This is a genomic window from Streptomyces acidicola (assembly GCF_009377235.1).
GTDB lineage: Bacteria > Actinomycetota > Actinomycetes > Streptomycetales > Streptomycetaceae > Streptomyces > Streptomyces acidicola.
Genome location: NZ_VMNX01000041.1, coordinates 26,434 through 50,444, shown reverse-complemented (window position 1 = coordinate 50,444; position 24,011 = coordinate 26,434). Strand labels below are relative to the sequence as shown.

The following is a 24,011-nucleotide window of genomic DNA, read 5'->3' as shown; positions in this document are numbered from 1 at the left end:
GGGAGGTGACGGTCGGGGTCGGGGTCGGCGAGGCCGAGGGGGGTGCCGAGCTGTCGGGTGTGGAGAGGGACGCGCTCGGACTCGTGCTCGACGGTGCGGGTGGGGCGTTTGGCGCGGGGGCCGTCGACGGGGTTGCCCCGGAGGGTTCCGATGAGGCCTCGTCGTCCGCCGACGTGTCCGGGACACTCGCCCGCAGGTCGTCCGGCAGTGCGTGGTCGCGGGTGGGCGTGTTGTACGAGAAGAGACCGCCGGCGAAGCCCGCGGCGGCCAGCACGGTGGCGACGGCTGCGGCGACGGCGATCGTCATGCGGCGGCTGAGCCGGGGCGCGCGCTCGGGAGGCGTCGGGGGCGTGGGCTCCGTGTGCTCGGGATTGGCGGGTTCCGGATGGGCAGGCTCGGGGTGGGCGGGTTCGGCGGTGTCGTCCTCGAAGAGCCGTACGTCGGCCGAGTCCGGGCGGGTCGTCGTGGACGCCACCGGCATGGCCATGGTGGGGACGTCGTCGGGTTGCCGCGCGGTCGACGGGGGTGCGTCGGCCGGGGTTGCTTCCCGCTCGCCGCTCAGTTCGACGTAGGGCCGTATGCGTAACGGGTCGAAGTCCTCGGCTGCCGCCGCCTCCGCCGTGCGCGCGTCGCGCAGGGCCTCCGAGGCGCGCCGGTTGCACGAGCAGGACGGAGTGCCGTCCAGCGTGCGCGGTGCCGCGCACTCCGGGCAGAGGTGGCGGTGCGATGCGCCGCCGTTGCCGCTTGCTTCACTCACGTGTGGTTCCTCCCCGCGCGATCTCCAGAAATTATGCAGATCTCGCGCACAGAATCTCCCAGACATCCCGGAATCACAGATTCCGGCGGGACTCAACAGGCCATAACCGGTCACACCGGCCACGATGGAGGGAGAAGCCCGGGACCGGGCTCCGCAAGACCCTCGCGCCTCGGGAGGTCTTCATGACGTCAGGAATGCCGGGAACGTCGGGTGCGTCGAGTGCATCCGGCGCGTCCGGGGCGGCGCGTGCGTCAGATGCGTCGGGTGTGTCCGGCACATCCGGTATATCGGGTGCACCTGGTGCGTCGGATACGCCAGACGCATCGGGTGCACCAGGTGCATCCGGTACGTCGTCCGCGTCGCTTGCGTCGCGTGCCTCGGATACGGCCGGCGGTGCCGACGGAGGCGCGAACCCCTCCCCGGCCCGGCACGGGGGCGCCGCCGCGGGGCGTCCGAACCGCGGTGTTCTGGTCTCCATCAGTGCCCTGTTGCTGGGCCTGCTGCTCGCCGCGCTCGACCAGACCATCGTGTCGACCGCGCTGCCGACGATCGTCAGCGATCTCGGCGGCCTGGAGCACCTGTCCTGGGTGGTCACCGCGTATCTGCTGGCCTCGACCGCGGCCACGCCGCTGTGGGGGAAGCTCGGTGACCAGTACGGCCGCAAGCGGCTCTTCCAGATGGCCATCGTCATCTTCCTCGTCGGGTCCGCGCTGTGCGGAATGGCGCAGAGCATGCCCGAGCTGATCGCCTTCCGGGCGCTCCAGGGGCTCGGTGGCGGCGGGCTCATCGTGCTGTCCATGGCGATCGTCGGCGACATCGTCCCGCCGCGTGAACGAGGCCGGTACCAGGGGCTGTTCGGGGCCGTGTTCGGCACGACCAGCGTGCTCGGGCCGCTGCTCGGCGGGCTGTTCACCGAGCACCTGAGCTGGCGCTGGGTGTTCTACATCAACCTGCCGGTCGGGATCGTCGCGCTCATCGTGATCGCCACCGTGCTGCGCATCCCCGTCGCGGCCACGCGGCACGTCATCGACTACCTCGGTACGTTCCTCATCGCGTCCGTCGCCACCTGCCTGGTGCTCGTCGCCTCGCTCGGCGGCACGACCTGGGCCTGGGGTTCGCCGCAGATCATCGGGCTGGCGGTGCTCGGGGTGGTCCTCGCCGTATGCCTCGTCGCCGCGGAGCGGAGGGCCGCCGAGCCCGTCCTGCCGCTGAAGCTGTTCCGGGTCCGGACGTTCACGCTGGCCGCCGTCATCAGTTTCGTCGTCGGCTTCGCCATGTTCGGCGCGCTGACGTACCTGCCCACGTACCTCCAGGTCGTCCGCGGCGTCTCGCCCACCCTGTCCGGCGTCCACATGCTGCCGATGGTGCTGGGCCTGCTGCTGGCCTCCACCACCTCCGGGCAGATCGTCAGCCGTACCGGCCGCTGGAAGGTGTTCCCGATCGCGGGCACCGGCGTCACGACCGTCGGACTGCTGCTGCTCCACCAGCTCGACGAGCACAGCTCCGACGGCGAGACGAGCGTGTACCTCTTCGTCTTCGGAGTGGGCCTCGGCCTCGTCATGCAGGTACTGGTGCTGATCGTGCAGAACGCGGTGCCGTACGAGGACCTGGGCGTCGCCACCTCCGGCGCGACCTTCTTCCGCGCGATCGGCGCCTCGTTCGGCGTGGCCATCTTCGGCACGGTCTTCGCGAGCCGCCTGGGCGAGAAGCTCGCGGCGGCACTCGGGGGTGCCCGCCTGCCGCCCGGTGTCACCCCGGCCACGCTGCGTGCCGACCCGCACGGCATCGCCGAACTCCCGCCCGCCCTCCGCGCCGACGCCCTCCACGCGTTCTCCTCCTCGATCACCGCGGTCTTCCTGTACGCGGTGCCGGTCACCCTCATCGGCTTCGTGCTGGCCTGGTTCCTGCACGAGGACCGGCTGCGGGCCTCGGTGACGGCACCGGACATCACCGAGACGCTGGCGACCAACCCGGTCCAGAGGTCGTCGTACGACGAGGTGTGCCGGGCCCTGTCGCTGCTCGGGTCCCGGGAGGGGCGGCGGGAGATCTACGAGAAGATCACCGCGCGTGCGGGCTACGATCTGCTGCCGGCGGCGAGCTGGCTGCTGCTGCGGATCAGGAAGCACGGCCGGGCCGAGCCCGCGCTGCTGGCCGAGGGCCGCACCGTGCCGCTGGACGTCGTCCTCGCCGCCTCCCGGCAGGTCGAGGAGCGCCGTCTCGTCCGCCGCGAGGGGCTCGAACTGGAGCTCACCGACACCGGCAGTGAGGCCGCCGACCGGCTGGCCCGGGCCCGCGAGGAGTCCCTCGCCGAGCTTCTCGGCGACTGGTGGGGGCCGGACCGCCCTACCGACCTCGCACAGCTGGTGGCGGAACTGAACGCCGAACTGTGCGGCTCCGACCAGGAACGCCCCCACGACGGCCCGGGCACCCGACCCCACGGCGGGGCCAACCGCCGCCCCATCGGTGACAACCTCTAGCCGTCGAGGTGCGTCAGCCCGTGAGGCCTGTGGGTCCAGTGAGACCTCTGGGTCCAGTGAGGGCTGTGAGCCGGGTGAGGTCCTTGCGGAACCAGTGCTCGGCGTAGAGCTGCTGGTTGTAGGGTTCGGTCTCCTCGTAGCCGAGCCGGGTGTACAGGGAGCGGGCCTCCACCAGGTCGTTACGGGTGTCCAGCACGATCCGCTCGGCACCCAGGCCGCGGGCCCCGTCCTCGGCGGCGGCCACGAGGAGCGCGGCCCCGCCCCTGCCCCGCGCCCTCTCGTGCAGGAAGACCCGCTTGAGCTCCGCCGTGACGGGGTCCAGCATCCGTAGGCCCGCGGTGCCCACGGGCTCGCCCCCGTACCGCGCCACCAGCAGCAGCCCGCCGGGCGGGGCCAGGTAGTCCCCGGTGTCCGCCGCGACCTCGCGCTCCAGCTCGTCCGAGTCCGTACGGCGCCCCTCGTGCAGCAGGTACCAGCGGTCGCTGACCTCCGTGTAGTACGCCCGCCAGAGTGCGGCGGCGACGGGGGAGTCGTGGGGCTCCGGGGCGATGGACCAGGTGGTGGTCGCGGGCGAGGACATGCGGGTCATTGTGTCTCTTCGCCGCGCCCCCCGCCGCCGGTTTTCATCCCTCGCCGCGCTCCCGCCCCCGGCGCTCGCGCCACTGCCCGACGAGCTCTTCCACGTCATACGGTTTGAGGCCCAGGGGCGGGCCCGGCGGGGGCTTGAACATCATGTCGCGGATCTTCGTGTTGATCTCTGTGACGATCTTCCGCACGAGCCGTTCGGAGGGGGCCGACGCGGCGGCCGCGAGCGCGTCCTCGGCCTCCTTGCGCAGGGCGAGTGCCGGCGGCAGGACCGACATGCCCTCGCGGGCCATCTTCTGTTTGATCCACCACAGTTCGTCGTACGACGTGTCGTCGCCGCTCAGTGGTTTCCCGGCACCGGGAAGCGTTGCGAACTCGCCGCGCGCCTCCGCGTCCCGGATCTGTTTGTCGACAAAGGACTCGAAGCTGACACCCGGTGGCTTTCGCTCGGTCATGACCCCCATTGTGCCGGAGGCGGCCCCGGGCGGCCGAGTCTGCGATTTATCATGCGGCGGCGGTGCGCTGAGCGTGCGCCGCGGAGTGATTATTGGATCCTCTGGACTGCGGGACCGCGCAGACCGGAACCCGTGACCCAGAAGGAGCGCACGTGCTCGAACTCACCATGGCCTCGGTCTCCGAGGAGGACACCGGGGCGACGGCCGGGATGCTGATGGCCGACGCGCCCAGCGACCCGGGCACGGTGCTGCGGGTGGGCCGCGACAAGACCGTGTGCCGGCTCGCCACGCCCGACGACTGGCTGTTCGTCTCCCGGGTCCACCTGGAGTTCCTGTGCGGGCCCGACGGCGACTGGCAGGTGACCTGGCTGCGCGGCACGCACGCCGAGCCGTCCTCCGAGGTGAGCCTGGCGATGGCCGGCCAGCAGGCACAGATGCTCCCGTACGGCACCACCGTCACGCTCCCGCGCGGCAGCTCCGGCGAACTCGTCATCCGGGACCGCACCGCCCCGCGCAGCGTCAACGTGGGCTTCTACCACGAGGCCTGAGAGGACTGGGCTGACGGCGCGTCAGTACAGCACCCGGGCCAGCGCGAAGCCGTCGTGCCCCTTGCTGCCCACCGTCTGCACCGCCGTGCCGCTCACCCTCGGGTGGGAGGCGATCAGCTCCAGTGCGGCCCGGGTGCCCCGGATGCCTGGGTCGTCGCTGCCGGCGTCGGTGATGCGGCCGGCCCGGACGACGTTGTCGAGGACGATCAGCGCGCCGGGGCGGGTGAGCTTGAGGGCCCACTCGACGTAGTTCCGGTTGTTGGCCTTGTCGGCGTCGATGAAGACGAAGTCGAACGGCTCCGGGTTCTCGTCGGCCAGTTTCGGAAGCGACTGAAGGGCGGGGCCCACCCGCACCTCGACGAGCCGGCCGAGGCCCGCGCGGTCCAGGTTGCGGCGGGCCACCTCCGCGTGCCGGACCTCGTACTCGAAGCTGATCAGCCGGCCGTCCTCGGGAAGCGCGCGGGCCAGCCAGATCGTGCTGTAACCGCCGAGCGTGCCGAACTCCAGGATGCGGCGGGCGCCCTGGACCTGGGCCAGGAGCTGGAGCAGCTTGCCCTGGTTGGGGGCGACGTTGATGTGCGGGAGCCCGGCCGCGTCGCTGTCGCGCAGCGCGGCGGTCAGCGCCTCGTCCTCCGGTGCGAGGAGGGCGGAGAGGTAGGCGTCGACGTCGTTCCAGATCCTCGACTCAGCTCTGCTCATGCACCATGCCTTTCGTCAGTTCGGTCAGCGTGGCCGGCTGGTCCCGCCGGGGCGGAACCCGCGCTCCGGGGAACCCCGCTGTGATCTGTGTCGCCTCGCGCGGGTGAACGCAACCCTCCGCGCACTATCGTCATCCGGACCAAAGCAGGGAAGACGTCAGGTGAAGTGGGGGTTGCCTGCGTCTCACACCTGGGGCAGTGCGAGGCTCTGAGGTAGTTCTTAGGGTGCGCACATGGTGACATACGGGACAAGCGGGGCGGGAGGGTCGACGGGGCGTGGCGAACGCGGAGCAGAGCAGACCGGGGAGTGCCTTCGGGGCGGGCATGGTGGCGACGAGGCTGGGGGCGGTCCGTGTCCTGCTGTGGCTCGTCGCCGCCGTCCTGACCGTACGTCAGGTCACCGTCGTGCTGAGTACGCCCAAGGGGGAGCGGCTGACGGATCTGGAGACCTGGGTCGGGCCCGACGGCGTGCTGCATGTGACGGGCTCTCTGTACGACTCGACCCGGTTCACGGGCACACCCTTCGGCGGGCTCGTCCTCAAACCGCTCACGCGCTCGGCCGAGCAGGCCCTCGGCTGGGGCTGGACCTTCGGCACACTGCTCCTGGTCGTCGCCCTGGGCCTGATCGCGGCCCGCGCCCTGCCGGGGCCCACCTCCCGGCGTACCGCCCTGCTCGCCGCGCCCGTCGCGGTCAGCCTGTTGCTGCTGTCGCTGCCGGTGCGCAACGCCCTGTACCTGGGCCAGACCAGCATCATCCCGGTGCTGCTCGTGCTGGCCGGGTGTTTCGTCGTCCGGGGGGAGCGGACGAGCGGGGTGCTCATAGGGATCGCGGCCGCTTTCCAGCCGACCGTGCTGCTGTTCACGGGGCTGCTGTGGTTCACGGGGCGCCGGCGCGCCGCCGCGTCCACCGGGATCACGTTCGCCGCGTGCACCGCGCTCGCCTGGGCCGTGATGCCGCAGGACTCGTACACCTACTGGGTGCACCATCTCGCGGGTGTCGGCCTGGGCGGCGCGGCGGACGACCTCGCCAACCAGTCCCTGCACGGCGCGTTGCTCCGGCTCGGCCTCAACGGGCCGCTGGAGATCGGGCTGTTCCTGCTGCTGGGCGCCGCCGTCGCCGTGGCCGGCCTGCGGCGGGCCGTGCGGTACGCACGCGACGGGCAGTTGCTGCTCGCGGTCGCCATCACCGGCTGTGTCGCCATCGCCGTGTCGCCCACGACCTGGCAGCACCAACTGCTGTGGGTGCTGCTCGCGGTGGTCGGCCGGGTGGGCCGGAAGGCCTCCGACCGGTACCTGTGGCCGGTCGCCGTCATCCTGGTGATGACGCTGCCCGCGAAGATGATGCTGCCGAACATGGCGGCCCTGTACCCCCTGCGTGACAACGTCGTCCTGCTGGCCGCGCTCGCCGCCGCCGTGGTCGTGCCGTTCCTGTCCCGCACCTCGCCCCACTACCGGTCGCCGATCCCGACCGACTACGCGGAACCGGTCCCCACGCGCTTCAAGCACGTCCCGCTCCTGCCGTTCCTGCGCCGTGTCCTGGCCCGCCCGAACCTGCTGCTCGAACTGCTGCTGATCCGCGTCACCTACGCCGCCTACTCACAGGTCCGGCTCGCGGCGACCGGCGGACGGGCCACCGCCGAGGAACACGGCCAGGAGATCCTCGACATCGAGAAGGCCCTGTTCATCGACATCGAGTACTGGGTCAACCACGCCGTGGTGAAGATCGACTGGCTGCGGGCCTTCTTCGACTTCTACTACACGTCGTTCCACTTCGTCGTGCCGCTGTCGGTTCTCGCCGTCCTCTACGTCCGCCGCCCGGTCGACTACCGCTGGGCGCGCTCCTCCCTCGGTTTCACCACCCTGCTCGCACTGCTCGGCTTCTGGCTGTACCCGCTGGCCCCGCCGCGCCTGATGCCGGACCTCGGGATCATCGACACCATCCACGGCGTGCAGGACTTCTCCCAGCCCGACTACGGCTCGCTGACCGCGCTGACGAACCAGTACGCGGCCATGCCGTCGCTGCACTTCGGCTGGTCCCTGTGGTGCGGTCTGGTGATCGCGATCCTGGCGCCCAGGTGGTGGATGAAGGCGCTGGGCCTGCTGCACCCGTTCTTCACGGCCCTGGCGATCGTGGCGACCGGCAACCACTGGGTGCTGGACGCGGTCGGCGGCGCCGTCGTGGTGGGCGGCGGCTTCGGGCTGACGTACCTCCTCCAGGGCCCGCGCGCCCGTACGGTGACGAAGGCGGCGGAGGTCAGCAGCGACCGGGAGACGGCGATGGACCGTACTCCGAGCTGATCCGGTACGCGCCCGGCTCGGTCACCGTCAGCCGCGTGAACTCGCCGTCCCGCGTCAGGCACCCGCCGTCGGCGCGCAGCCACGGCGAGTACGCCACCCGCACGGTCACCGAACCGGAACGCGGCATCCGCAGGTCGACGGCGGCGCTCGTGGTCCGTACGACGGTCGCGGGCGCCGAGACGAGCGGTACGGCCCCGCGCACCCGGTACACCCGCCAGTGCGCGTCCCGCCACACCGGCTCCAGCCAGTCGGGCCGGTCCTCGCGCACCAGGCGCGCCTCGTCCTCGGCGAACCCGTCCGGCTTGCCCAGCGGCAGGACGACGAAGCCGACGGCCCAGCGGTCCAGCCAGGCACGGTAGGTGACGGCGGAGAACGTGCCGTCGTAGAAGAGCCGGCCGCGCTCCATGTCGAGCTGCCGGTTCCAGCCGCGCGCCAGGTTCACATGCGGGGCGAGCGCGGTGGCCTCGCGGTGGTTGCGGGCGGGGACCACCTCGACGCGGGTGCGGTCGGCGCCGGCCCGCTTCAGCGCTTGGACGACGCCCCGGGTGTCGGCGGCCCACGCGGGCACGGTCGTGGACACCTTCAGGTCGTCGACCGTCTTCTTGCCGACCCAGCCCACGGCGAAGACGAGGACCGCGATCAGCAGGTTCCGGCGTAGTCCCCGCACGGTGAGCAGCGCCGCGAGCAGCACGGCCGGCGCGAACAGCTCGGCGAACCGCTCGACGTTGGTGCCGATGGGTGAGGCCACCAGGTACACGAGCACGGTCCCGGTCGCGTAGACGACCCCGGACCACCGCGCCACCCGCCAGCCCCGCGGCGCCAGCGCCGTCACGGTCAGCCCGAGCAGCACGGGCGGCCAGATCCGCGCCGGCGGCATCAACTGCTCGCCGGTGAACGGGAAGAACAGCGTCGTCACCCCCACGACCACCGCCGGCGGCACCAGCAGCGCGGCAGCCCGCCCCCAGTCCCGTACGACGAGGAAGCCCGCGCCCACCACCGCCAGGAACAGCCCCGCGACCGGGCTCGCCATCGTCGCGAGCGCCGCGTACGCACCCGCGAGGACCACCCGCCGCTCACGCGTCAGCAGCACACAGGCGGCGAGGCCGAGGGCGGTGCCCAGCGCGAAGGTGCTGCGGCCGGAGGCGACGTTGCACCACAGCGCGAGCGACGCGAGGAGCGCGGGGCCCACGGGACGCCGTACGCCCGCCCGTTCGACGAGGACGGCCGCGAGCCAGGACGCGACCAGACCGGACACCACCGTGACCGTGCGCACCCCGATCGCGGCCATCAGATAGGGCGAGATCAGGCTGTAGTTGGCGGTGTGCATCCCGCCGTACCAGAAGAGGTTGTACGCCGATCCGCCGTGCTGGGACACGAACCCCGTCCACGCCTGCTGGGCCGCGAGGTCTCCGCCGCCGGTGGCCAGGAACAGGTACCACACCGCGTACAACGGAAGTGTGGGGACCGTGGCCAGGAACGGCACGCGGTAGCGCTCCCACAGAGGGCGGAAGGGACGCTTCCAGCGCGTGGCCGTGGGGTCCGGCCGGACGATGGAGAGTTCGGCAGGGGCCACGGTTCGGGGGTTCCGTTCGAAGTCTTCGAGGTCGAGGATGTGGGGCTGACGATGCCACAGTCGAAGACGTGGAGCGGCGGCGGAACGTTCACCGACGTGTGTGGTTGGCGTGAACCCGGTGCTTCGGATCTCGCCCGGCTCTCCGTGCCGGGCCGGCGGAGCCGGGAGGCCGCCGGCCCGTGTACGGGGGGCCTGAGCGGCTCTGGGGAAGCTCGGGCACGCCCCCGCGCCGCCCGGCACGCTCCCCCACTGCCTTAAGGGCGTGGGAGGTGCCCCCACTCGCCGCACCGGCCAAAGGCCCAAGTAGCTCCTCCCCCAGTCTCAACTCCGTTCGACCGGGGGCGCCCCCATCGAGGACCTTCGTCCGGCACGCCGAGAGCACGCACCGGCTGCGACACAAGCCGCTGCCGCGGCGGGCGCGGGAACGCCCCCGCACTTCCCCAGAGCCGCTCAGTCCGCGCTGACCTGGAGTTCCTTGACGCCGTTGATCCAGGCGGAGCGCAGGCGCCGTGGGTCGCCCGCGGGCCTGAGGTTCGGCAGCGTGTCGGCGACCGCGTTGAAGATCAGGTCGATCTCCAGGGCGGCCAGGGACTTGCCCAGGCAGAAGTGCGGGCCTCCGCCGCCGAAGCCGAGGTGCGGGTTGGGATCGCGGGTGATGTCGAAGGCGTCCGGGTTCTCGAAGACCTCGGGGTCGTGGTTGGCGGCGGCGTAGAAGAGCCCGACCCGGTCGCCCTTCTTGATGGTCCGGCCACCGAGTTCGGTGTCCTGGGTGGCGGTGCGCTGGAAGGAGTTGACCGGGGTGGCCCAGCGGACGATCTCCTCGGCGGCGGTCGCCGGGCGCTGCCGCTTGTAGAGCTCCCACTGGTCGGGGTGGGTGAGGAAGGCGTGCATGCCGTGGGTGATGGCGTTGCGGGTGGTCTCGTTGCCCGCGACGGCCAGCATCAGCACGAAGAAGCCGAACTCGTCGGAGGCGAGGCTGCCCTCGTCCTCGGCGGCCACCAGCGTGGTGACGATGTCCTCGGCCGGGCACTGCTTGCGGTCGGCGGCCATGTTCATGGCGTAGGCGATGAGTTCGGTGGCGGACTCCTGGCCGACCTCCTCGGTGATCGCGTACTCCGGGTCGTCGTACGAGATCATCTTGTTGGACCAGTCGAAGATCCTGGCGCGGTCGTCCTGCGGGATGCCGATGAGTTCGGCGATGGCCTGGAGGGGCAGTTCGCAGGCGATCCGGGTGACGAAGTCGAACGGTCCGGGCTGTGCCAGAGCCTCCTGGGCGATGCTGTGGGCGCGGGTGCGCAGGGCGTCCTCCAGGGCGCGGATGGCGCGCGGGGTGAAGACGCGCTGCACGATCTGGCGGACCCGGGTGTGCTCGGGCGGGTCCATGTTGAGCAGGATCAGGCGCTGGGCGTCGATGGCGTCGCGTTCGATGTGCTCGTTGAAGCGGATGATCGCCGTGTTGAGGTACGAGGAGAAGAGCTCCGGGTGCGTGGAGACGTACTTGACGTCCGCGTGCCGGGTGACGGCCCAGTAGCCGTCGTCGTCGAAGCCGGCCAGGCCGTGCGGCTGTGCGATCCAGCGGACCGGTTCGGCCCGGCGCAGTTCGTCGTACTCCGGCAGCGGAACGCGGTGGTGCAGCAGGTCGGGGTCGGTGAAGTCGAACCCGTCGGGCAGCGCTGGACAGGGCATGGGCGACTCCCGTCGTTCTGACGGTCCATCAGTTATGAGGATTTGCCGAGACGGTAGTAACGGGTTCTACAAGTCGCAAGAGGCGTGGGCGCCTCAATTGCGTGCGGAACTCGTGCAGATCAAGCGTCCGGAGCCTGCTGGAGGCCGCTGATGGCTGCACGCCCCTTGCGGCGGCGGACACGCCGTCAGCACACTGCCAACAGAACTAGAACGCGTACTAGTTCTGCGTGGCGGGTCGGGCCGGGACGCCCCGCGCCGCGCGGGTAACCGAGCAGAGGAGCCCCCCATGGCCGCGGAACCCGTGATCGTCGAAGCCGTACGCACCCCCATCGGCAAGCGCGGCGGCGCGCTCGCCAACCTGCACCCCGCCTATCTCCTGGGCGAGACCTACCGCGAACTCCTCGGCCGTACCGGCATCCAGGCCGACTGTGTCGAGCAGATCGTCGGCGGCACGGTGACCCACGCCGGCGAGCAGTCCATGAACCCGGCGAGGACCGCCTGGCTGACCATGGGCCTGCCGTACGAGACCGCGGCGACGACGGTGGACTGCCAGTGCGGCTCGTCGCAGCAGGCCTCGCACATGGTGGCCAACATGGTCGCCGCGGGGGTGATCGACGTGGGCATCTCGTGCGGGGTCGAGGCGATGTCACGGGTGCCGCTGGGATCGGCGTCCAAGCACGGTCCGGGCAAGCCCTTCCCCGACGAGTGGAACGTGGACCTGCCCAACCAGTTCGAGGCGGCGGAGCGGATCGCGCGCCATCGTGGTCTGACGCGGGAGAACGTCGACACGCTGGGGCTGCTGTCCCAGGAACGGGCGGCGGCCGCCTGGGCGGAGGAGCGGTTCAAACGGGAGACGTTCGCCGTGCAGGTGCCGACCACGGAGGACGAACAGCAGGCGGGGCAGGGCATGTGGCGCCTCGTCGACCGGGACGAGGGACTGCGCGACACGTCGACGGAGGCCCTGGCGCGGCTGAAGCCGATCATGCCGACGGCGGTGCACACGGCGGGCAACTCGTCGCAGATCAGCGATGGCGCGGCCGCGCTCCTGTGGGCCTCGAAGCGGATGGCGCGTGCGCTGAAGCTCCGGCCGCGGGCACGTGTGGTCGCGCAGGCGCTGGTGGGGTCGGACCCGCACTTCCACCTCGACGGGCCGATCGACGCGACCCGGGCGGTGCTGGGGAAGGCCGGGATGTCGCTGAAGGACATCGACGTGGTCGAGATCAACGAGGCGTTCGCGTCCGTGGTGCTGAGCTGGGCACAGGTCTTCGAGCAGGACCTGGCGAAGGTGAACGTGAACGGCGGCGCGATCGCGCTGGGTCACCCCGTGGGAGCAACGGGCGCACGGCTCATCACGACCGCACTGCACGAGCTGGAGCGTACGGACAAGGAGTTCGCGCTGATCACGATGTGCGCGGGGGGCGGACTGGCCACCGGCACGATCATCCAGCGGCTTTAGCGCCGGGGCCCGGGCCCCCGGGGCCGGTTCCGGGTCAGTACAGGAACCGGTGGAGGGGCTCGGACTCCGTCAGGAGCATGGTGACCCGGTGGGCGAGACGCTGCCACGCGTCCTCCTGTGCGTGGGTCAGCCGTACGTCCTCGCCGTCGGCTGCCTCCAGTGCCGCGAAGAGGGCCGCGGTGTCGGCGTCGGCGGCGAGGTCCACCAGCGCGAGCACGCGCGCCAGCGCACCCACCAGGACGACCGCGGTGTCCGCACCCGGCCCGGTCGACGGGGTCGTGTCGCGCAACGCCGCGACGACGCCCGCGGGGTCGGGGGCGTCCGGCGGTGACACCAGGGCCGCGGACAGCTCACGCAGCAGTGCGTACAGCACGTCCGTTTCCCTCGGGGGTATCTCGGCGATGCGCAGGCCCTCGTGCTCCCAGCGGCCGTTCGGCGTCCACACCCGTGGCCCTCGGGCCACGGCTTCGGCCAGTGCCGTACGGATGCGCCGGAAGGCCGCGAGCCCGTCCGTGAACAGTGCGTGATCGCGGGTCCCGCGGGTCGATCCCGCCAGGGGTGCCAGAAGGTGGTGCTCCGCCCGGTCGCACTGGGCGCCGAGGTCCGGGTCGACGACGACGATGCGGGCCGACGTGGGCTGCTCTCGCTGTTCCATGCCTGCCAGCCTGCCAGCCGGCACCGACAACCGGGCGGAGTGACCGTGCTCAGTACCAGCCGTTGGCCCGCCAGAACTTCCAGGCGCCGCACGGGCTGCCGTAGCGGTTGTTCATGTATCTCATGCCCCATTTGATCTGGGTGGCGGGGTTGGTTCTCCAGTCCCGGCCCGCCGAGGCCATCTTCGAGCCGGGCAGGGCCTGCATGAGACCGTAGGCGCCGCTGGAGGCGTTGGTCGCGGTCACGCGCCAGTCGCTCTCGCGGTCGACGATCCTGGCGAAGCACCGGTACTGGGCTCTCTCGTCGATCATCTTCTTCGCGACCGCCCGGGACCGGGAGGGAGAGGTCTCCCACGTGGCCTGCGCGGGGGTGGCGGCGATCAGGGTGCCGGCGGCGGTGGCTGCCGCTGCCGCGGCGGCGAGGGCCTTCTTCGGGGTGGTGGCGGTACGGAGGACGGTCGAGGCGGACATCGGGATGCCTTTCGTCGGGAACAGGACTGTCGCCGGCATGCCCGCGCCGCGAGGTCGGTGTGCCCGTGCGGCTCGGTCATGCGCCGGCGTCGTGGCCCGGGTGGGGCGTGTCGGCGCCGCGCGACGCCCTCCAGGAAAGCGGGTCGGCCGCATGTCCGTGATCTACGCTTTTGGGCTAGTTATGATCGCGTGATGAGTGAAGGGGGATGTGTAACTTGACCCGTGATATGCAGGTCACAGGGGGTATTGGTGCGTATGTTCCACCGTTGGCGATTTACGATCCTGCTGCGTTTGTGATCTGTGTGCTGTGGGGCGGTTCACGCGTTGGGACCGCAGCCAGTCGGCTCGAATGTGACCGGAGTCTCGAATGCGGCCCGGCGTGTGGCACGGCGCAGGGCCTTGAGGACGGGGGTGCCGAGGGAGAGGGTCAGGACGACGGTGACGGCGGCCCGGCCCAGGTCCCAGCCGAGGGACGTGGCCAGACAGTACGTCAGGAAGCGGGCCAGGTTCGTGGCGAGCGCGGCGTCCGGGGCGAAGGCGACCGTGGACGCGAGTTGGTGCAGGAAGGGCCAGCCGGCGAGGTTCATGACGGTGCCGTAGGCGAAGGCGGCGAGGAAGCCGTACGCGGCGAGGAGAGCGAGTTCGGACCGGCCCCGGAGGCGGTCCGGGCCCGGCAGCAGCCCCGCGCCCATCGTGAACCAGCCCATGGCGAGCATCTGGAAGGGCATCCAGGGGCCCACCCCGCCGGTGAGCAGCGCCGACGCGAACATCGTGACCGATCCGAGGACGAAGCCGAAGCCCGGACCGAGGACACGGCCGCTCAGCACCATCAGGAAGAACATCGGCTCGATCCCGGCGGTTCCGGCCCCGAGCGGCCGCAGCGCCGCCCCCGCCGCGGCCAGCACCCCGAGCATGGCGACCGCCTTCGGGCCGAGCCCCGACTCCGAGATCGTCGCGGCGACGACGGCCACCAGCAGGACCAGCAGGCCCGCGAACAGCCAGGGGGCGTCCTGCGCGTGGGCGTTCACCTGCGAGGCGGGCGGGGCGAGGAAGGGCCAGCCGAAGCCGGCGACTCCCACGGCGCTGACGAGGACGAGGGCGGCCAGGGAGCGGGGGCCCAGACGGACGGGGCGGGCCCGGCGGGCCTGCCGAGGGGTTCTCGCAGTGGTGGCCCGAGTGGTTGCCGTCATGCCAGCGCCTTACGTACCTGAGTGACCGTGAGCCACTTCTGCGGGGCCAGGATCTTGGCGACCTGCGGGGCGTAGGACGGGGAGGCGACCACCACGTCCGCCGCGGGGCCGTCGGCGATCACCTCGCCGTCCGCGAGCAGGACCACTCGGTGGGCGAGTTCGGCGGCCAGCTCGACATCGTGCGTGGCCAGCACGATGGAGTGGCCCTCGGCCGCCAGCGAGCGCAGGACGCCGACCAGGCGGGCCTTCGCCGCGTAGTCCAGACCGCGGGTCGGCTCGTCGAGCAGGAGCAGGGGAGGGCGGGCCGCCAGGATCACCGCCAGCGCGAGGGTGAGCCGCTGACCCTCCGACAGGTCCCGCGGGTGTGTGTCGTCGTCGATGCCCGGCAGCAGACCGGAGACCAGCGCCCGGCACGTGCCCGGCGCGGCCCCCGTGATGGGGGTCCCCCCGCGCGAGCGCAGTCGAGCGTGGGGGAGGTCGGCCGCCGCGCACTCGGCGGCCACCGTGTCGGCGTACAGCAGGTCCCGCGGCTCCTGCGGTACGAGGCCGACACGGCGGACGAGGTCGCGCGGGGACGTGCGGTGGGGGACCGCCCCGCCCACGCGCACCGTTCCGGCGGACGGTTCCACCAGGCCCGCCAGCGCGCCGAGCAGCGTGGATTTTCCGGCCCCGTTCCGCCCCATCAGGGCGATCGTCTCGCCCGGGGTGACGGTGAGGCCGACGCGGCGGAGGGCCTCGACACGGCCGCGGCGGACGGTGAGTGCGTCAACGACCGCCGGGTGGGCGGGAGCTGAGGGATTCAGGACGGGCGACGGTGTACGCCCGCGGAGGAAGCGGGGGCCGCGGGACGGCTTCCGGGGAGCCGTGGGGACGGGCGGCTCCGGTACGGTCCCACCGGCCCTCACGTCCTCGGCGCCCGGCGCCGTCGTACGCTCCAGCCGCTCCCGCAGCAACCCCGCCCGCCGCCGCGCGTCCCGAACCGTGAGCGGCAGCGGCGTCCAGCCCGCCAGCCGCCCGAGGTCCACCACCGGCGGGTACACCGGAGACACGGCCATCACCTCCGACGGCGTGCCCAGGACCAGGGGCGCGCCCGGAGAGGGCAGCAGGGCGACCTGGTCCGCGTACTGGATGACGCGCTCCAGACGGTGTTCGGCCATCAGCACGGTCGTCCCCAGGTCGTGGACGAGCCGCTGGAGCACGGCCAGCACCTCCTCCGCGGCGGCCGGGTCCAGCGCGGAGGTCGGCTCGTCGAGGACCAGGACCCGGGGGTGCGGGGTGAGGACGGAGCCGATGGCGACGCGCTGCTGCTGACCGCCGGACAGGGTGGCGATGGGGCGGTCGCGCAGGGCGGCCAGGCCGAGCAGGTCCAGGGTCTCCTCCACCCGCCTGCGCATCACGTCCGGTGCGAGGCCCAGCGACTCCATGCCGTAGGCGAGTTCGTCCTCGACCGTGTCGGTCACGAAGTGGGCGAGAGGGTCCTGGCCCACCGTGCCCACCACGTCGGCGAGTTCACGCGGCTTGTGGGTGCGGGTGTCGCGGCCCGCCACGGTCACGCGGCCCCGCAGCGTCCCGCCCGTGAAGTGCGGCACGAGACCGCTCACCGCGCCCAGCACGGTCGACTTGCCGACCCCCGACGGGCCGGCCAGCAGGACGAGTTCACCCTCGGGGACCTCGAAGTCGACGCCCCGGACGGTGGGTTCGGCCGCTCCGTCGTATGTCACGGAGACATCCTCGAAGCGGATCATGCGGGTTCCTCGCGGATCATGCTTGTTCCTCGGGAGTCGGGGGTGGGGGTGCCGTCAGGGCGCCCTTCAGCGGGGCCGGCACGGTGAACGCGGGCAGCAGACCCAGCAGGATCGCCGCCATGGGCCACAACGGGAGCGTCGGCGCCGTCAGTGGCACGACACCGGGATGCAGCGCGGACGGTTCGTACTCGGCGGCGACGACCAGCAGGGCCGCCACCGCGACCCCGGACGCGGACACCAGCCAGGCCCGCGGCCCCCACGCGTCCGGCCGGTAGCGCGTGCGCGGCGAGCGGCGGCCGCCCAGCCACAGCCCGGCGAGCGCCACGGCGAGCCCCGCGAACAGGACGGGCAGGCCGTAGCCGCCGCCCTCGGCGGTGAGGACGCCGTACGTTCCCGCACAGACGCCGAGCAGGCCGCCCAGCGTGAGCCCGGCCGTGGTGCGGCGCACGGCGGGCGCCACCTCGGCGCTGCGGCCGTACCCCCGCGCGTCCATCGCCGCCGCGAGGGCCACCGAACGCTCCAACGCGCCCTCCAGCACCGGCAGCACGACCTGGGCCAGCCCGCGCAGTCCCCGGTCCGGGCGCCCGCGCAGCCGCCGTGCCGCCCGCAGCCGCTGCACGTCCGCGACGAGATGCGGTGCGAACGTCATCGCCACGACCACGGCCACCCCCACCTCGTACAGCGCGGCCGGCAGCGACTTCAGCAGCCGCGCCGGGTTCGCGAGGGCGTTCGCCGCACCCACGCAGACGAGCAGCGCGGCCAGCTTCAGACCGTCGTACACCGCGAAGACCAGGCCCTCCGCGGTGACCCGGCCGCCCACGCGGACGCCCTGCGCCCAGTGGGGGAGCGGGAGTTCGGGGAGCGTGACGATGGTGTGGCTGCCGGGGACGGGCGAGCCGAGGACGACGGCGAAGGCGACACGGAGGAGGAGGACGGCCAGGGCGAGCTTGACGAAGGCGGTGTACGAACGGGACCAGGGGGCGTCCGTGCGGTGGGTGGCCACCACGTAACCGGCCACCACGACGAGAAGGGTGAGCAGGAGGGGGTTGGTGGTGCGGGAGGCGGCGGTGCCGAGGCCGAGAGCCCACACCCACCAGGCGCCGGGGTGCAGCGTCCCGGTCCGCATCGTCCCCGTCTGTATCGCCCTCGTCCGCATCGTCCTCAGCCCCTGCGGCGGCGCGCCTGCCACACCGCCGCCGCGCCCAGCAGCACCACGACACCGGCACCCGCGTACAGGCCGAGGGACGGTCCGCCGGAGGAGCCGTCCTCCGCGCCGGACGCCTGCGAACCCTCGTCCGAGGCACTCGCCCCGGTGCCCGCCCCGGTGTCCGCCCCGCTGTCCGGGACCGGATCGCCGCAGCCCATCTCCGGGTAGTCCGCGATGGCGCACAGCAGGGCGTTCGTGTCGTAGCGAAGGGGCCCCGCCACCGCTGCCAGGGCTTCGGCGGTCGTCGCGTCCTCCGGTACGAGGGCGCAGGCCGTGCGGGGCTCCGGGGGCGTCTCACCGGACGGGGCGTCCGCCGCCGTACCGAAGTCGATGACGAGGGCCACGCGCTTTCGGCCCTCGCTCGGGGGCGTCTTGGCACAGATGGACGCGAAGTCCGCGGCGCCGCGCGGCTCGGCCGCGTCGTCCGCGTCCCGGCTGACCGCGAAACGCAGGCCCTGGACGTCGCCGTCGGAGGGGCGGGCCGTCGAGGGGCCCTGCGTGGCGTACGTCCAGGCCGAACCGCCGTTCCGCCCGTCGCCCCGCCCGCCGTCCTGCTCCCAGAACGACCAGTAGCGGTAGCCGGTGGCCAGAGCCGGGCCGGCGCCCCAGACGACGATGACGAGGGCGAGCAGGAACAGGAACCGGAACGGGTTCGCGGGAGACGTACGACGAGGGATCACGGCTGCTGCTTCTTCGTACGGCCGCTGAGCAGGAACCCGACACCGATACCGGCGACCAGGCACGTCCCGACGATCCACCACACGCCGAACACGGAGCCGTCGTCCTTCCCCTTCTCATCCCCCTTCTCGTCCGCGTCGGCCGCGGTGGAGCGGTTGGGCACCTCGGGGGCCGGGCCGGTCGCGTTCAGCTTCTTGACGAGGTCGGTGCCGCCGAAGTCGCGCGGGTCGGTGCCCGTGGCGTGGGCGGCGAGGATGAGCTGCGCGTACGCGGCCGGACCCGCCCCGGCCGCCCAGGGGACGGAGTTCTTCTCCAGCCAGGCCAGCGGCTTCGCGGTGCTGTCCTTCTGCCCGGCAGCGGCGAGCGCGACGACCGCGTCGGCCGTGTTGCCGTGGTCGGGCTGGTCCTCGGCGCCCGGGAGGGAGGACTTCAGGTAGCCGTCCTTCGCGAGGGCCTCAGTCAGGTAGAGGGCCCCGTTGCGGGCCGCGTCCTCGGGTGAGAGGTCGTCACCGCCGACGCACTCGGCGGCCGTACGGGCGTCGTCCTTGCCGGCCTTCGCCACGAACCCCTTGCCGAGACCGCCGAGCACCGCGGCCGCCGTGGCGTCGGCGTTCGCGAGCAGCCCGCCCTTCTTGTCGGGCTGGAAGGCGAAGGCGCCGCCGCCGTCCTCGTCACAGGGGACGGACAGGGCGCGCAGCGCCTCGTACGGGGAGTGCTCGCCCTTCTTCTGCTCCGCGGGCTCGTCGCCGACGGCCACGAAGGCGCCGATGACGACGGACGTCGAGTTCGCGTCGCTCGCGCCACCCGGCTGGTAGCCCCACCCGCCGTCCTCGTTCTGCGCGCCCTTCAGCCAGCGCACGGCCCGGCCGACCTCGCCGTCGTGCCCGCCGAGTGCGGCGAGGGCCTGGACGGCCGCCGCGGTGCTGTTGGTGTCGACCGGCGTCTTGCCGTCGCACTTCGCGGAGGCGTCGGCACGGTACGCCGCGAACGCCCCGCTGTCGCACTGCTGCCCCACCAGCCAGTCCACCGCGACGACGGCGGGCTTCACACCCACGGTGTCCTGGGCGAGCAGGGCCAGGGACTGGCGCCAGACACCGTCGTACGTGGGGTCGGCGGAGCCGTACAGCCCGCGCGGGATCGACTGGGACGGGGAGGCGGAGGGTGAGGAGTCGTCGGCGAAGGCGGTGACCGGCACGGACCCGGTGCCGAGTACGGCCACGGCTGTGACGGCCAGTATCGCGGCGCTGCGACGTATGTTCATGACGGGTGGTGCCTCCCCCTGTGGGGGAGCCGGACAGCACGGCACAGCCGGGCGGCTCGGCTCCGTATGCCTCGACGGTGCCGTTCACCGACGGGTTGCCGGTGACGCGAGCCGGTCACGTCCGTACGAGGCATTCCGACTTGCCGGCCCCCTTGTTGGGTTCGGGGCGGCTCACGGTTGCGGGTCAGTGCCGGATTTGCACCGGCTTCCCCCCGTACGGGTGTGATGGCGACCGGCACACTCTACCCGCCCGCGGTGACACGCCCGCGGGGTGGCTTGTCGGTGCCGGTGGGGGCCCCGCGGGCCTGAGCGGTTCACACGGCCACGTACGTCACCGGGTCCGTGCCCGGCACCGCCTCCGCGTGACCCAGTTTGACCAGGCGGCGCAGGTGGGCCTCGGCTTCCGAGACGGCGATGTTCCTGGACCCGTGGGGGATGTCGGCCCAGGGGCGGTTCCACTCCATGCGTTCGGCGAGCTGCCACGGGGTCAGCGGGTTCGAGAGGAGGGTGAGGAGTCCGGCGAGGCGCTGCTCGTGGTGTGCGAGCAACTCACCCACACGGGACGGGGCATCGGTGAAGGCGTACTGGTGGGCCGGGAGGATCTCGGCGGCGGCGAGGCGGCCGACGCGTTCGAGGGAGTCGAGGTAGTCGCCCAGGGGATCGGTGACCGTGGCGTCGTCCGGGTCCTCGTACAGGCCGATGTGCGGAGAGATCTCCGGGAGCAGATGGTCGCCGGAGAACAGACGTCCGTGGCCCGGGAGTCGGTCGGGATGGGACTCCTCCAGGTGGAGGCAGACGTGGCCGGGGGTGTGGCCCGGGGTCCAGATCGCGCGGAGGCGGCGGCCGGGGAGGTCGAGGAGTTCGCCGGGGACGATCTCGCGGTCGGGGAGCGCGGGGGAGAAGCCGGGCAGTGCGCGGGGCTCGGAGGTGCGCAGGGGCGCCACGTGTTCCTCGGGTGCGCCCGCGGCCGTGAGCTTGGCGGTCATGTAGGTGAACCAGCGGCCCGGCCTGGTCTCGCGGGTCCGGCGGACGATCGCGCGGTCTGCCGCGTGCATCGCCACCCAGGCACCGGAGGCCTCGCGCACCCGGCCCGACAGACCGTGGTGGTCGGGGTGGTGGTGGGTGACGATCACGCCGTACAGCTCGCCGACGGACGTACCGCAGGCGGTCAGGCCTTCGGTGAGTGTGTCCCAGGAGGCCGGGTCGTCCCAGCCGGTGTCGATCAGTACGGGACCACGGTCGGTGTCGACCGCGTACACGAGCGTGTGTCCGAGGGGGTTGTCCGGGATGGGCACCTGGATGCTCCACACGCCCCCGCCGTGATCGGTCACCCGCGTACTCGCCGCCATGAGGTCCCCCATCGCCGTGTCCCGGGGCCACTATAACTAGAACAGGTTTCGATGAGAGCCCGAGTAGCCCCCTCGCATACCCGTCCCATCCGTGGACTCCTCCAACTGGAACTGGTATCAGTTCCCGTGTCTGATGGATCGTCAGAGGAATACCGTTCAGAGGAATACCTCAGAGAAGAACGGCTCAGAAGAACGGCACAGAACAAGGACGTACGCACCCGGGGAGGCAGTCGACCATGGCCGAGCTCGTGGAACACGGACAGCTGTTCATCGGCGGGGAGTTGACCGACCCCCTCGGCGAGGACGTCATCGAGGTGGTCTCGCCGCACACCGAGGAGGTCATCGGCCGTGTGCCGCACGCCTCCAGGGCGGATGTGGACCGGGCGGTGGCGGTCGCGCGCAGGGCGTTCGACGAGGGCCCCTGGCCGCGTACGACGCTCGACGAGCGCATCGAGGTCGTCACCCGGATCAAGGACGCGATCGCGGTCCGCCACGAGGAGATCGCCCGTGTGATCTCCGCCCAGAACGGCACCCCCTACACCTCGTCGATCATGGTGCAGGCGCTCGCCTCGATGATGGTGTGGGACGCGGCGATCACGACCGCCCGCGGCTTCACGTACGAGGAGAAGCGGGACGGTGTGCTCGGCAAGCTGCTGGTGCGGCGGGAGCCCGTCGGGGTGGTCGCGGCCGTCGTGCCGTGGAACGTGCCGCAGTTCACCGCCGCCGCCAAGCTCGCGCCCGCGCTGCTCGCGGGCTGCACCGCGGTGCTGAAGGTGTCGCCCGAAACACCGCTGGACGCCTACCTGTTGGCGGAGATCGCCGCCGAGGCGGGGCTGCCCGAGGGCGTGCTGTCGATCCTGCCCGCCGACCGTGAGGTCAGCGAGTACCTGGTGGGGCACGAGGGCGTGGACAAGGTGTCCTTCACGGGGTCGGTCGCCGCGGGCAAGCGGGTCATGGAGGTCTGCGCGCGCAACCTGACCCGCGTCACTCTCGAACTCGGCGGCAAGTCGGCGGCGGTGATCCTGCCGGACGCCGACGCGGGGACCGCCGTCGCGGGCATCGCCCCCTTCGCCTGGATGATCAACGGCCAGGCGTGTGTGGCCCAGACCCGCATCCTCGTCCCGCGCACCCGCTACGACGAGTTCGCCGGGGCCTTCGCCGCCGCCGCGAGCGCGTTGAAGGTCGGTGACCCGCTCGACCCGACCACGGAGCTCGGCCCGTTGGTCGCCCGCCGCCAGCAACAGCGCTCTCTCGACTACATCCGCATCGGCCAGGAGGAGGGCGCCAAGCTCCTCACCGGCGGTGGGCGTCCGTCCGGCTTCGAGCAGGGCTGGTACGTCGAGCCGACCCTCTTCGGCGACGTCGACAACTCCATGCGCATCGCCCGCGAGGAGATCTTCGGCCCGGTCATCTGCCTCATCCCGTACGGCGACGAGAGCGACGCGGTGAAGATCGCGAACGACTCCGAGTACGGACTGAGCGGCAGTGTGTGGACCGCGGACACCGAGCGCGGCATCGAGGTCGCCCGGCAGGTCCGCACGGGCACGTACTCCGTCAACACCTTCAGCCTCGACATGCTCGGCCCGTTCGGCGGCTACAAGAACTCCGGTCTGGGGCGGGAGTTCGGGCCCGAGGGGTACGGCGAGTACTTCGAGCACAAGATGATCCACCTGCCCGCGGGCTGGGGGGCGTGAGGATGGGCGACCGCTGGCACGTCGAGGTCGACCGCTCCCTGTGCATCGGCTCGGCCCAGTGCGTGCACCACGCCCCGGACGGCTTCCATCTCGACGCGGGCCGTCAGTCCCACCCCGCCGCTCCCGACACGGACGCCAACGAGAAGATCCTGGAGGCGGCGGAGAGCTGCCCGGTGGAGGCCATCGTCATCACGCTGCCGGGGAGCGGGGAGACGGTGTTTCCGCCCGAGGAGTAGGGCGTCTTTCGGGCGGGGCCGGAGCAGTCCTCCTTGATGGGGTCGAGGCCCAGCAGCAGCCCGGCTTGGCGAACACCCCATGCCCTGTCACTATCCGCTCCATGACGGGGACTTCACACGGTACGGCGATAACCGCGGTCTGGGATCAGCAGAGTGTGTGGTCTCAGGCTGCGGGGCAGCTCAAGGAGCAGGTGGTACGGGCCAGGGCGAGGGCCTTGGCGCTGGGAGTGACGGCGGCGGCGCTGGGCACTGCGGCGTCCCAGACGCTGACGTGGAACGAGGCCGTGGGCAGGGTGCTGGCCTTTGCCGCCGCGGTCGCCGCCGGGGCCGCACCGCTGATGGGCCGGCGCGGCGGACCCGACAGAGTGAGCGACTGGATCCGGCTGCGCGCCGTCTCCGAGGCCCTCAAGGCCGAAGTGTACGTCTGCCTGGCCGGAGTCGGCGCCTACCGTGGGAACGACAGCGGCGGTGATCTGCTGCGCGAGCGGGCCCGCGGGTTCGTGGCGGACGGGGAAGACCTGCTGCGGCACACCATCGGCATCACGGCCGTTGAGCGACGGGTGCCCGATGTCCGGGAGGTGGAGTCGTATGTGGAACAGAGGCTGCGGCTGCAACTGCAGACGTACTACCGGCCGCGGGCCGCGTACATGCACCGCAAGGTCCGGCTGCACGAGCGGATCGAGTTCGCACTGGGCGGGCTCGGGGCGGTGATGGCGGCGGTCGCCGCCGCGTGGGGCGTGGAGCAGATCGCGGCGTGGATCGCGGTCGCGGCGTCGATCGGAGTGGCGGTCACCGCGCATGCGGTCGCGCAGCGGTACGCCTACCAGCAGTTGGAGTTCACACGCACCGCACAGGAGCTGGATCGGTTGCTGGAACGGTGGTCGGCCGAGCCCCAGCCGGCACCGGAGGCCGCCGACCGGTTCGTGGCCGCGTGCGAGCACGTGATCTCCGTGCAGAACGAGGCGTGGATGATCCGCTGGACGGTGGGCTGACC

At 71.9% G+C, this 24,011-nt stretch carries 21 protein-coding genes and 1 riboswitch; of the genes, 7 read left to right on the top strand and 14 right to left on the bottom strand.

What is annotated here, in order from left to right; all coding sequences use genetic code 11:
- Nucleotides 1-757: peptidoglycan-binding protein (locus FPZ41_RS14220; RefSeq protein ID WP_152862565.1), on the bottom strand; the 757-nt coding region annotated here is incomplete at its 3' end.
- A gap of 467 nt (nucleotides 758-1,224) precedes the next feature.
- Here FPZ41_RS14220 and FPZ41_RS14215 point away from each other — a divergent pair.
- Nucleotides 1,225-3,234 carry an MDR family MFS transporter gene (locus tag FPZ41_RS14215; protein WP_152862587.1) on the top strand — a complete coding sequence of 670 codons (2,010 nt, stop codon included), beginning with the start codon at nucleotides 1,225-1,227 and terminating at the stop codon, nucleotides 3,232-3,234.
- A gap of 13 nt (nucleotides 3,235-3,247) precedes the next feature.
- On the opposite strand, the gene FPZ41_RS14210 is transcribed toward FPZ41_RS14215, so the two are convergent.
- Entirely contained in the window at nucleotides 3,248-3,823 is a 576-nt protein-coding gene (locus tag FPZ41_RS14210) for a GNAT family N-acetyltransferase (protein ID WP_407698781.1), read from the bottom strand.
- 34 nt (nucleotides 3,824-3,857) lie between these two features.
- Nucleotides 3,858-4,274, bottom strand: a complete 417-nt coding sequence (locus FPZ41_RS14205; protein ID WP_152862561.1) for a DnaJ family domain-containing protein — start codon at nucleotides 4,272-4,274, stop codon at nucleotides 3,858-3,860.
- 152 nt (nucleotides 4,275-4,426) lie between these two features.
- On the opposite strand from FPZ41_RS14205, the gene FPZ41_RS14200 reads away from it, so the two are divergent.
- On the top strand, nucleotides 4,427-4,822 hold the full coding sequence (locus FPZ41_RS14200) for an FHA domain-containing protein (protein ID WP_322620212.1): 396 nt from the start codon (nucleotides 4,427-4,429) through the stop codon (nucleotides 4,820-4,822).
- A 21-nt stretch (nucleotides 4,823-4,843) separates the two neighbouring features.
- On the opposite strand, the gene FPZ41_RS14195 is transcribed toward FPZ41_RS14200, so the two are convergent.
- A complete protein-coding gene (locus FPZ41_RS14195) occupies nucleotides 4,844-5,521 on the bottom strand; it encodes an O-methyltransferase (protein WP_152862559.1) in 678 nt (225 codons plus the stop codon).
- Nucleotides 5,522-5,796: 275 nt separating this feature from the next.
- Here FPZ41_RS14195 and FPZ41_RS14190 point away from each other — a divergent pair, with 275 nt between their 5' ends.
- Nucleotides 5,797-7,818 carry a bifunctional glycosyltransferase 87/phosphatase PAP2 family protein gene (locus FPZ41_RS14190; protein WP_322620211.1) on the top strand — a complete coding sequence of 674 codons (2,022 nt, stop codon included), beginning with the start codon at nucleotides 5,797-5,799 and terminating at the stop codon, nucleotides 7,816-7,818.
- Here FPZ41_RS14190 and FPZ41_RS14185 read toward each other — a convergent pair.
- Both FPZ41_RS14185 and FPZ41_RS14180 read right to left on the bottom strand, forming a co-directional pair.
- On the bottom strand, nucleotides 7,775-9,391 hold the full coding sequence (locus FPZ41_RS14185; protein ID WP_407698780.1) for a glycosyltransferase family 87 protein: 1,617 nt from the start codon (nucleotides 9,389-9,391) through the stop codon (nucleotides 7,775-7,777). The two genes, FPZ41_RS14190 and FPZ41_RS14185, sit on opposite strands and share 44 nt — an antisense overlap.
- A gap of 450 nt (nucleotides 9,392-9,841) precedes the next feature.
- Nucleotides 9,842-11,077 carry a cytochrome P450 gene (locus tag FPZ41_RS14180; RefSeq protein WP_152862557.1) on the bottom strand — a complete coding sequence of 412 codons (1,236 nt, stop codon included), beginning with the start codon at nucleotides 11,075-11,077 and terminating at the stop codon, nucleotides 9,842-9,844.
- A gap of 286 nt (nucleotides 11,078-11,363) precedes the next feature.
- Between FPZ41_RS14180 and FPZ41_RS14175 the strand changes: the two genes are divergently transcribed.
- A complete protein-coding gene (locus tag FPZ41_RS14175) occupies nucleotides 11,364-12,533 on the top strand; it encodes a steroid 3-ketoacyl-CoA thiolase (protein WP_152862555.1) in 1,170 nt (389 codons plus the stop codon).
- 34 nt (nucleotides 12,534-12,567) lie between these two features.
- Here FPZ41_RS14175 and FPZ41_RS14170 read toward each other — a convergent pair whose 3' ends face one another.
- The 8 genes from FPZ41_RS14170 to FPZ41_RS14135 form a co-directional block, all read right to left on the bottom strand.
- On the bottom strand, nucleotides 12,568-13,188 hold the full coding sequence (locus FPZ41_RS14170) for a hypothetical protein (protein ID WP_152862553.1): 621 nt from the start codon (nucleotides 13,186-13,188) through the stop codon (nucleotides 12,568-12,570).
- 49 nt (nucleotides 13,189-13,237) lie between these two features.
- Nucleotides 13,238-13,657: an aggregation-promoting factor C-terminal-like domain-containing protein gene (locus FPZ41_RS14165; protein WP_152862579.1), complete on the bottom strand. Its 420-nt coding sequence runs from the start codon at nucleotides 13,655-13,657 to the stop codon at nucleotides 13,238-13,240.
- A 317-nt stretch (nucleotides 13,658-13,974) separates the two neighbouring features.
- The gene (locus tag FPZ41_RS14160) at nucleotides 13,975-14,847 is read right to left on the bottom strand and encodes an ECF transporter S component (RefSeq protein ID WP_152862551.1); all 873 of its coding nucleotides are present in this window, start codon (nucleotides 14,845-14,847) and stop codon (nucleotides 13,975-13,977) included.
- Nucleotides 14,844-16,592, bottom strand: coding sequence for an ABC transporter ATP-binding protein (locus tag FPZ41_RS14155; RefSeq protein WP_152862549.1), 1,749 nt, complete (start codon nucleotides 16,590-16,592; stop codon nucleotides 14,844-14,846). The genes FPZ41_RS14160 and FPZ41_RS14155 overlap by 4 nt, the downstream gene beginning before the upstream one ends.
- 16 nt (nucleotides 16,593-16,608) lie before the next feature.
- Complete coding sequence (locus FPZ41_RS14150; RefSeq protein ID WP_152862547.1) at nucleotides 16,609-17,748, bottom strand: CbiQ family ECF transporter T component; 1,140 nt, start codon at nucleotides 17,746-17,748, stop codon at nucleotides 16,609-16,611.
- A gap of 5 nt (nucleotides 17,749-17,753) precedes the next feature.
- Nucleotides 17,754-18,479 carry an SCO2322 family protein gene (locus tag FPZ41_RS14145; RefSeq protein WP_322620210.1) on the bottom strand — a complete coding sequence of 242 codons (726 nt, stop codon included), beginning with the start codon at nucleotides 18,477-18,479 and terminating at the stop codon, nucleotides 17,754-17,756.
- A complete protein-coding gene (locus tag FPZ41_RS14140) occupies nucleotides 18,476-19,738 on the bottom strand; it encodes a prenyltransferase/squalene oxidase repeat-containing protein (RefSeq protein WP_152862545.1) in 1,263 nt (420 codons plus the stop codon). Before FPZ41_RS14140 ends, FPZ41_RS14145 begins: the two co-directional genes overlap by 4 nt.
- A gap of 129 nt (nucleotides 19,739-19,867) precedes the next feature.
- Nucleotides 19,868-19,949, bottom strand: a riboswitch (cobalamin riboswitch).
- A 103-nt stretch (nucleotides 19,950-20,052) separates the two neighbouring features.
- A complete protein-coding gene (locus tag FPZ41_RS14135; protein WP_152862543.1) occupies nucleotides 20,053-21,087 on the bottom strand; it encodes an MBL fold metallo-hydrolase in 1,035 nt (344 codons plus the stop codon).
- 236 nt (nucleotides 21,088-21,323) lie between these two features.
- Between FPZ41_RS14135 and FPZ41_RS14130 the strand changes: the two genes are divergently transcribed.
- The 3 genes from FPZ41_RS14130 to FPZ41_RS14120 all read left to right on the top strand — a co-directional run bounded on the left by FPZ41_RS14130 (nucleotide 21,324) and on the right by FPZ41_RS14120 (nucleotide 24,009).
- A complete protein-coding gene (locus FPZ41_RS14130) occupies nucleotides 21,324-22,781 on the top strand; it encodes an aldehyde dehydrogenase (protein WP_152862541.1) in 1,458 nt (485 codons plus the stop codon).
- 2 nt (nucleotides 22,782-22,783) lie between these two features.
- Nucleotides 22,784-23,017 carry a ferredoxin gene (locus tag FPZ41_RS14125; RefSeq protein WP_152862539.1) on the top strand — a complete coding sequence of 78 codons (234 nt, stop codon included), beginning with the start codon at nucleotides 22,784-22,786 and terminating at the stop codon, nucleotides 23,015-23,017.
- A gap of 101 nt (nucleotides 23,018-23,118) precedes the next feature.
- Nucleotides 23,119-24,009, top strand: a complete 891-nt coding sequence (locus FPZ41_RS14120; RefSeq protein WP_152862537.1) for a DUF4231 domain-containing protein — start codon at nucleotides 23,119-23,121, stop codon at nucleotides 24,007-24,009.
- Nucleotides 24,010-24,011: the final 2 nt, after the last annotated feature.

What these genes read in the sequence shown, in the direction of transcription:
- FPZ41_RS14210 (WP_407698781.1), bottom strand. Translation starts at nt 3,823, where the DNA reads ATGACCCGCATGTCCTCGCCCGCGACCACCACCTGGTCCATCGCCCCG.
- FPZ41_RS14205 (WP_152862561.1), bottom strand. Translation starts at nt 4,274, where the DNA reads ATGACCGAGCGAAAGCCACCGGGTGTCAGCTTCGAGTCCTTTGTCGAC.
- FPZ41_RS14195 (WP_152862559.1), bottom strand. Translation starts at nt 5,521, where the DNA reads ATGAGCAGAGCTGAGTCGAGGATCTGGAACGACGTCGACGCCTACCTC.
- FPZ41_RS14180 (WP_152862557.1), bottom strand. Translation starts at nt 11,077, where the DNA reads ATGCCCTGTCCAGCGCTGCCCGACGGGTTCGACTTCACCGACCCCGAC.
- FPZ41_RS14175 (WP_152862555.1), top strand. Translation starts at nt 11,364, where the DNA reads ATGGCCGCGGAACCCGTGATCGTCGAAGCCGTACGCACCCCCATCGGC.
- FPZ41_RS14170 (WP_152862553.1), bottom strand. Translation starts at nt 13,188, where the DNA reads ATGGAACAGCGAGAGCAGCCCACGTCGGCCCGCATCGTCGTCGTCGAC.
- FPZ41_RS14165 (WP_152862579.1), bottom strand. Translation starts at nt 13,657, where the DNA reads ATGTCCGCCTCGACCGTCCTCCGTACCGCCACCACCCCGAAGAAGGCC.
- FPZ41_RS14160 (WP_152862551.1), bottom strand. Translation starts at nt 14,847, where the DNA reads ATGACGGCAACCACTCGGGCCACCACTGCGAGAACCCCTCGGCAGGCC.
- FPZ41_RS14155 (WP_152862549.1), bottom strand. Translation starts at nt 16,592, where the DNA reads ATGATCCGCTTCGAGGATGTCTCCGTGACATACGACGGAGCGGCCGAA.
- FPZ41_RS14150 (WP_152862547.1), bottom strand. Translation starts at nt 17,748, where the DNA reads ATGCGGACGAGGGCGATACAGACGGGGACGATGCGGACCGGGACGCTG.
- FPZ41_RS14140 (WP_152862545.1), bottom strand. Translation starts at nt 19,738, where the DNA reads ATGAACATACGTCGCAGCGCCGCGATACTGGCCGTCACAGCCGTGGCC.
- FPZ41_RS14135 (WP_152862543.1), bottom strand. Translation starts at nt 21,087, where the DNA reads ATGGCGGCGAGTACGCGGGTGACCGATCACGGCGGGGGCGTGTGGAGC.
- FPZ41_RS14130 (WP_152862541.1), top strand. Translation starts at nt 21,324, where the DNA reads ATGGCCGAGCTCGTGGAACACGGACAGCTGTTCATCGGCGGGGAGTTG.
- FPZ41_RS14125 (WP_152862539.1), top strand. Translation starts at nt 22,784, where the DNA reads ATGGGCGACCGCTGGCACGTCGAGGTCGACCGCTCCCTGTGCATCGGC.
- FPZ41_RS14120 (WP_152862537.1), top strand. Translation starts at nt 23,119, where the DNA reads ATGACGGGGACTTCACACGGTACGGCGATAACCGCGGTCTGGGATCAG.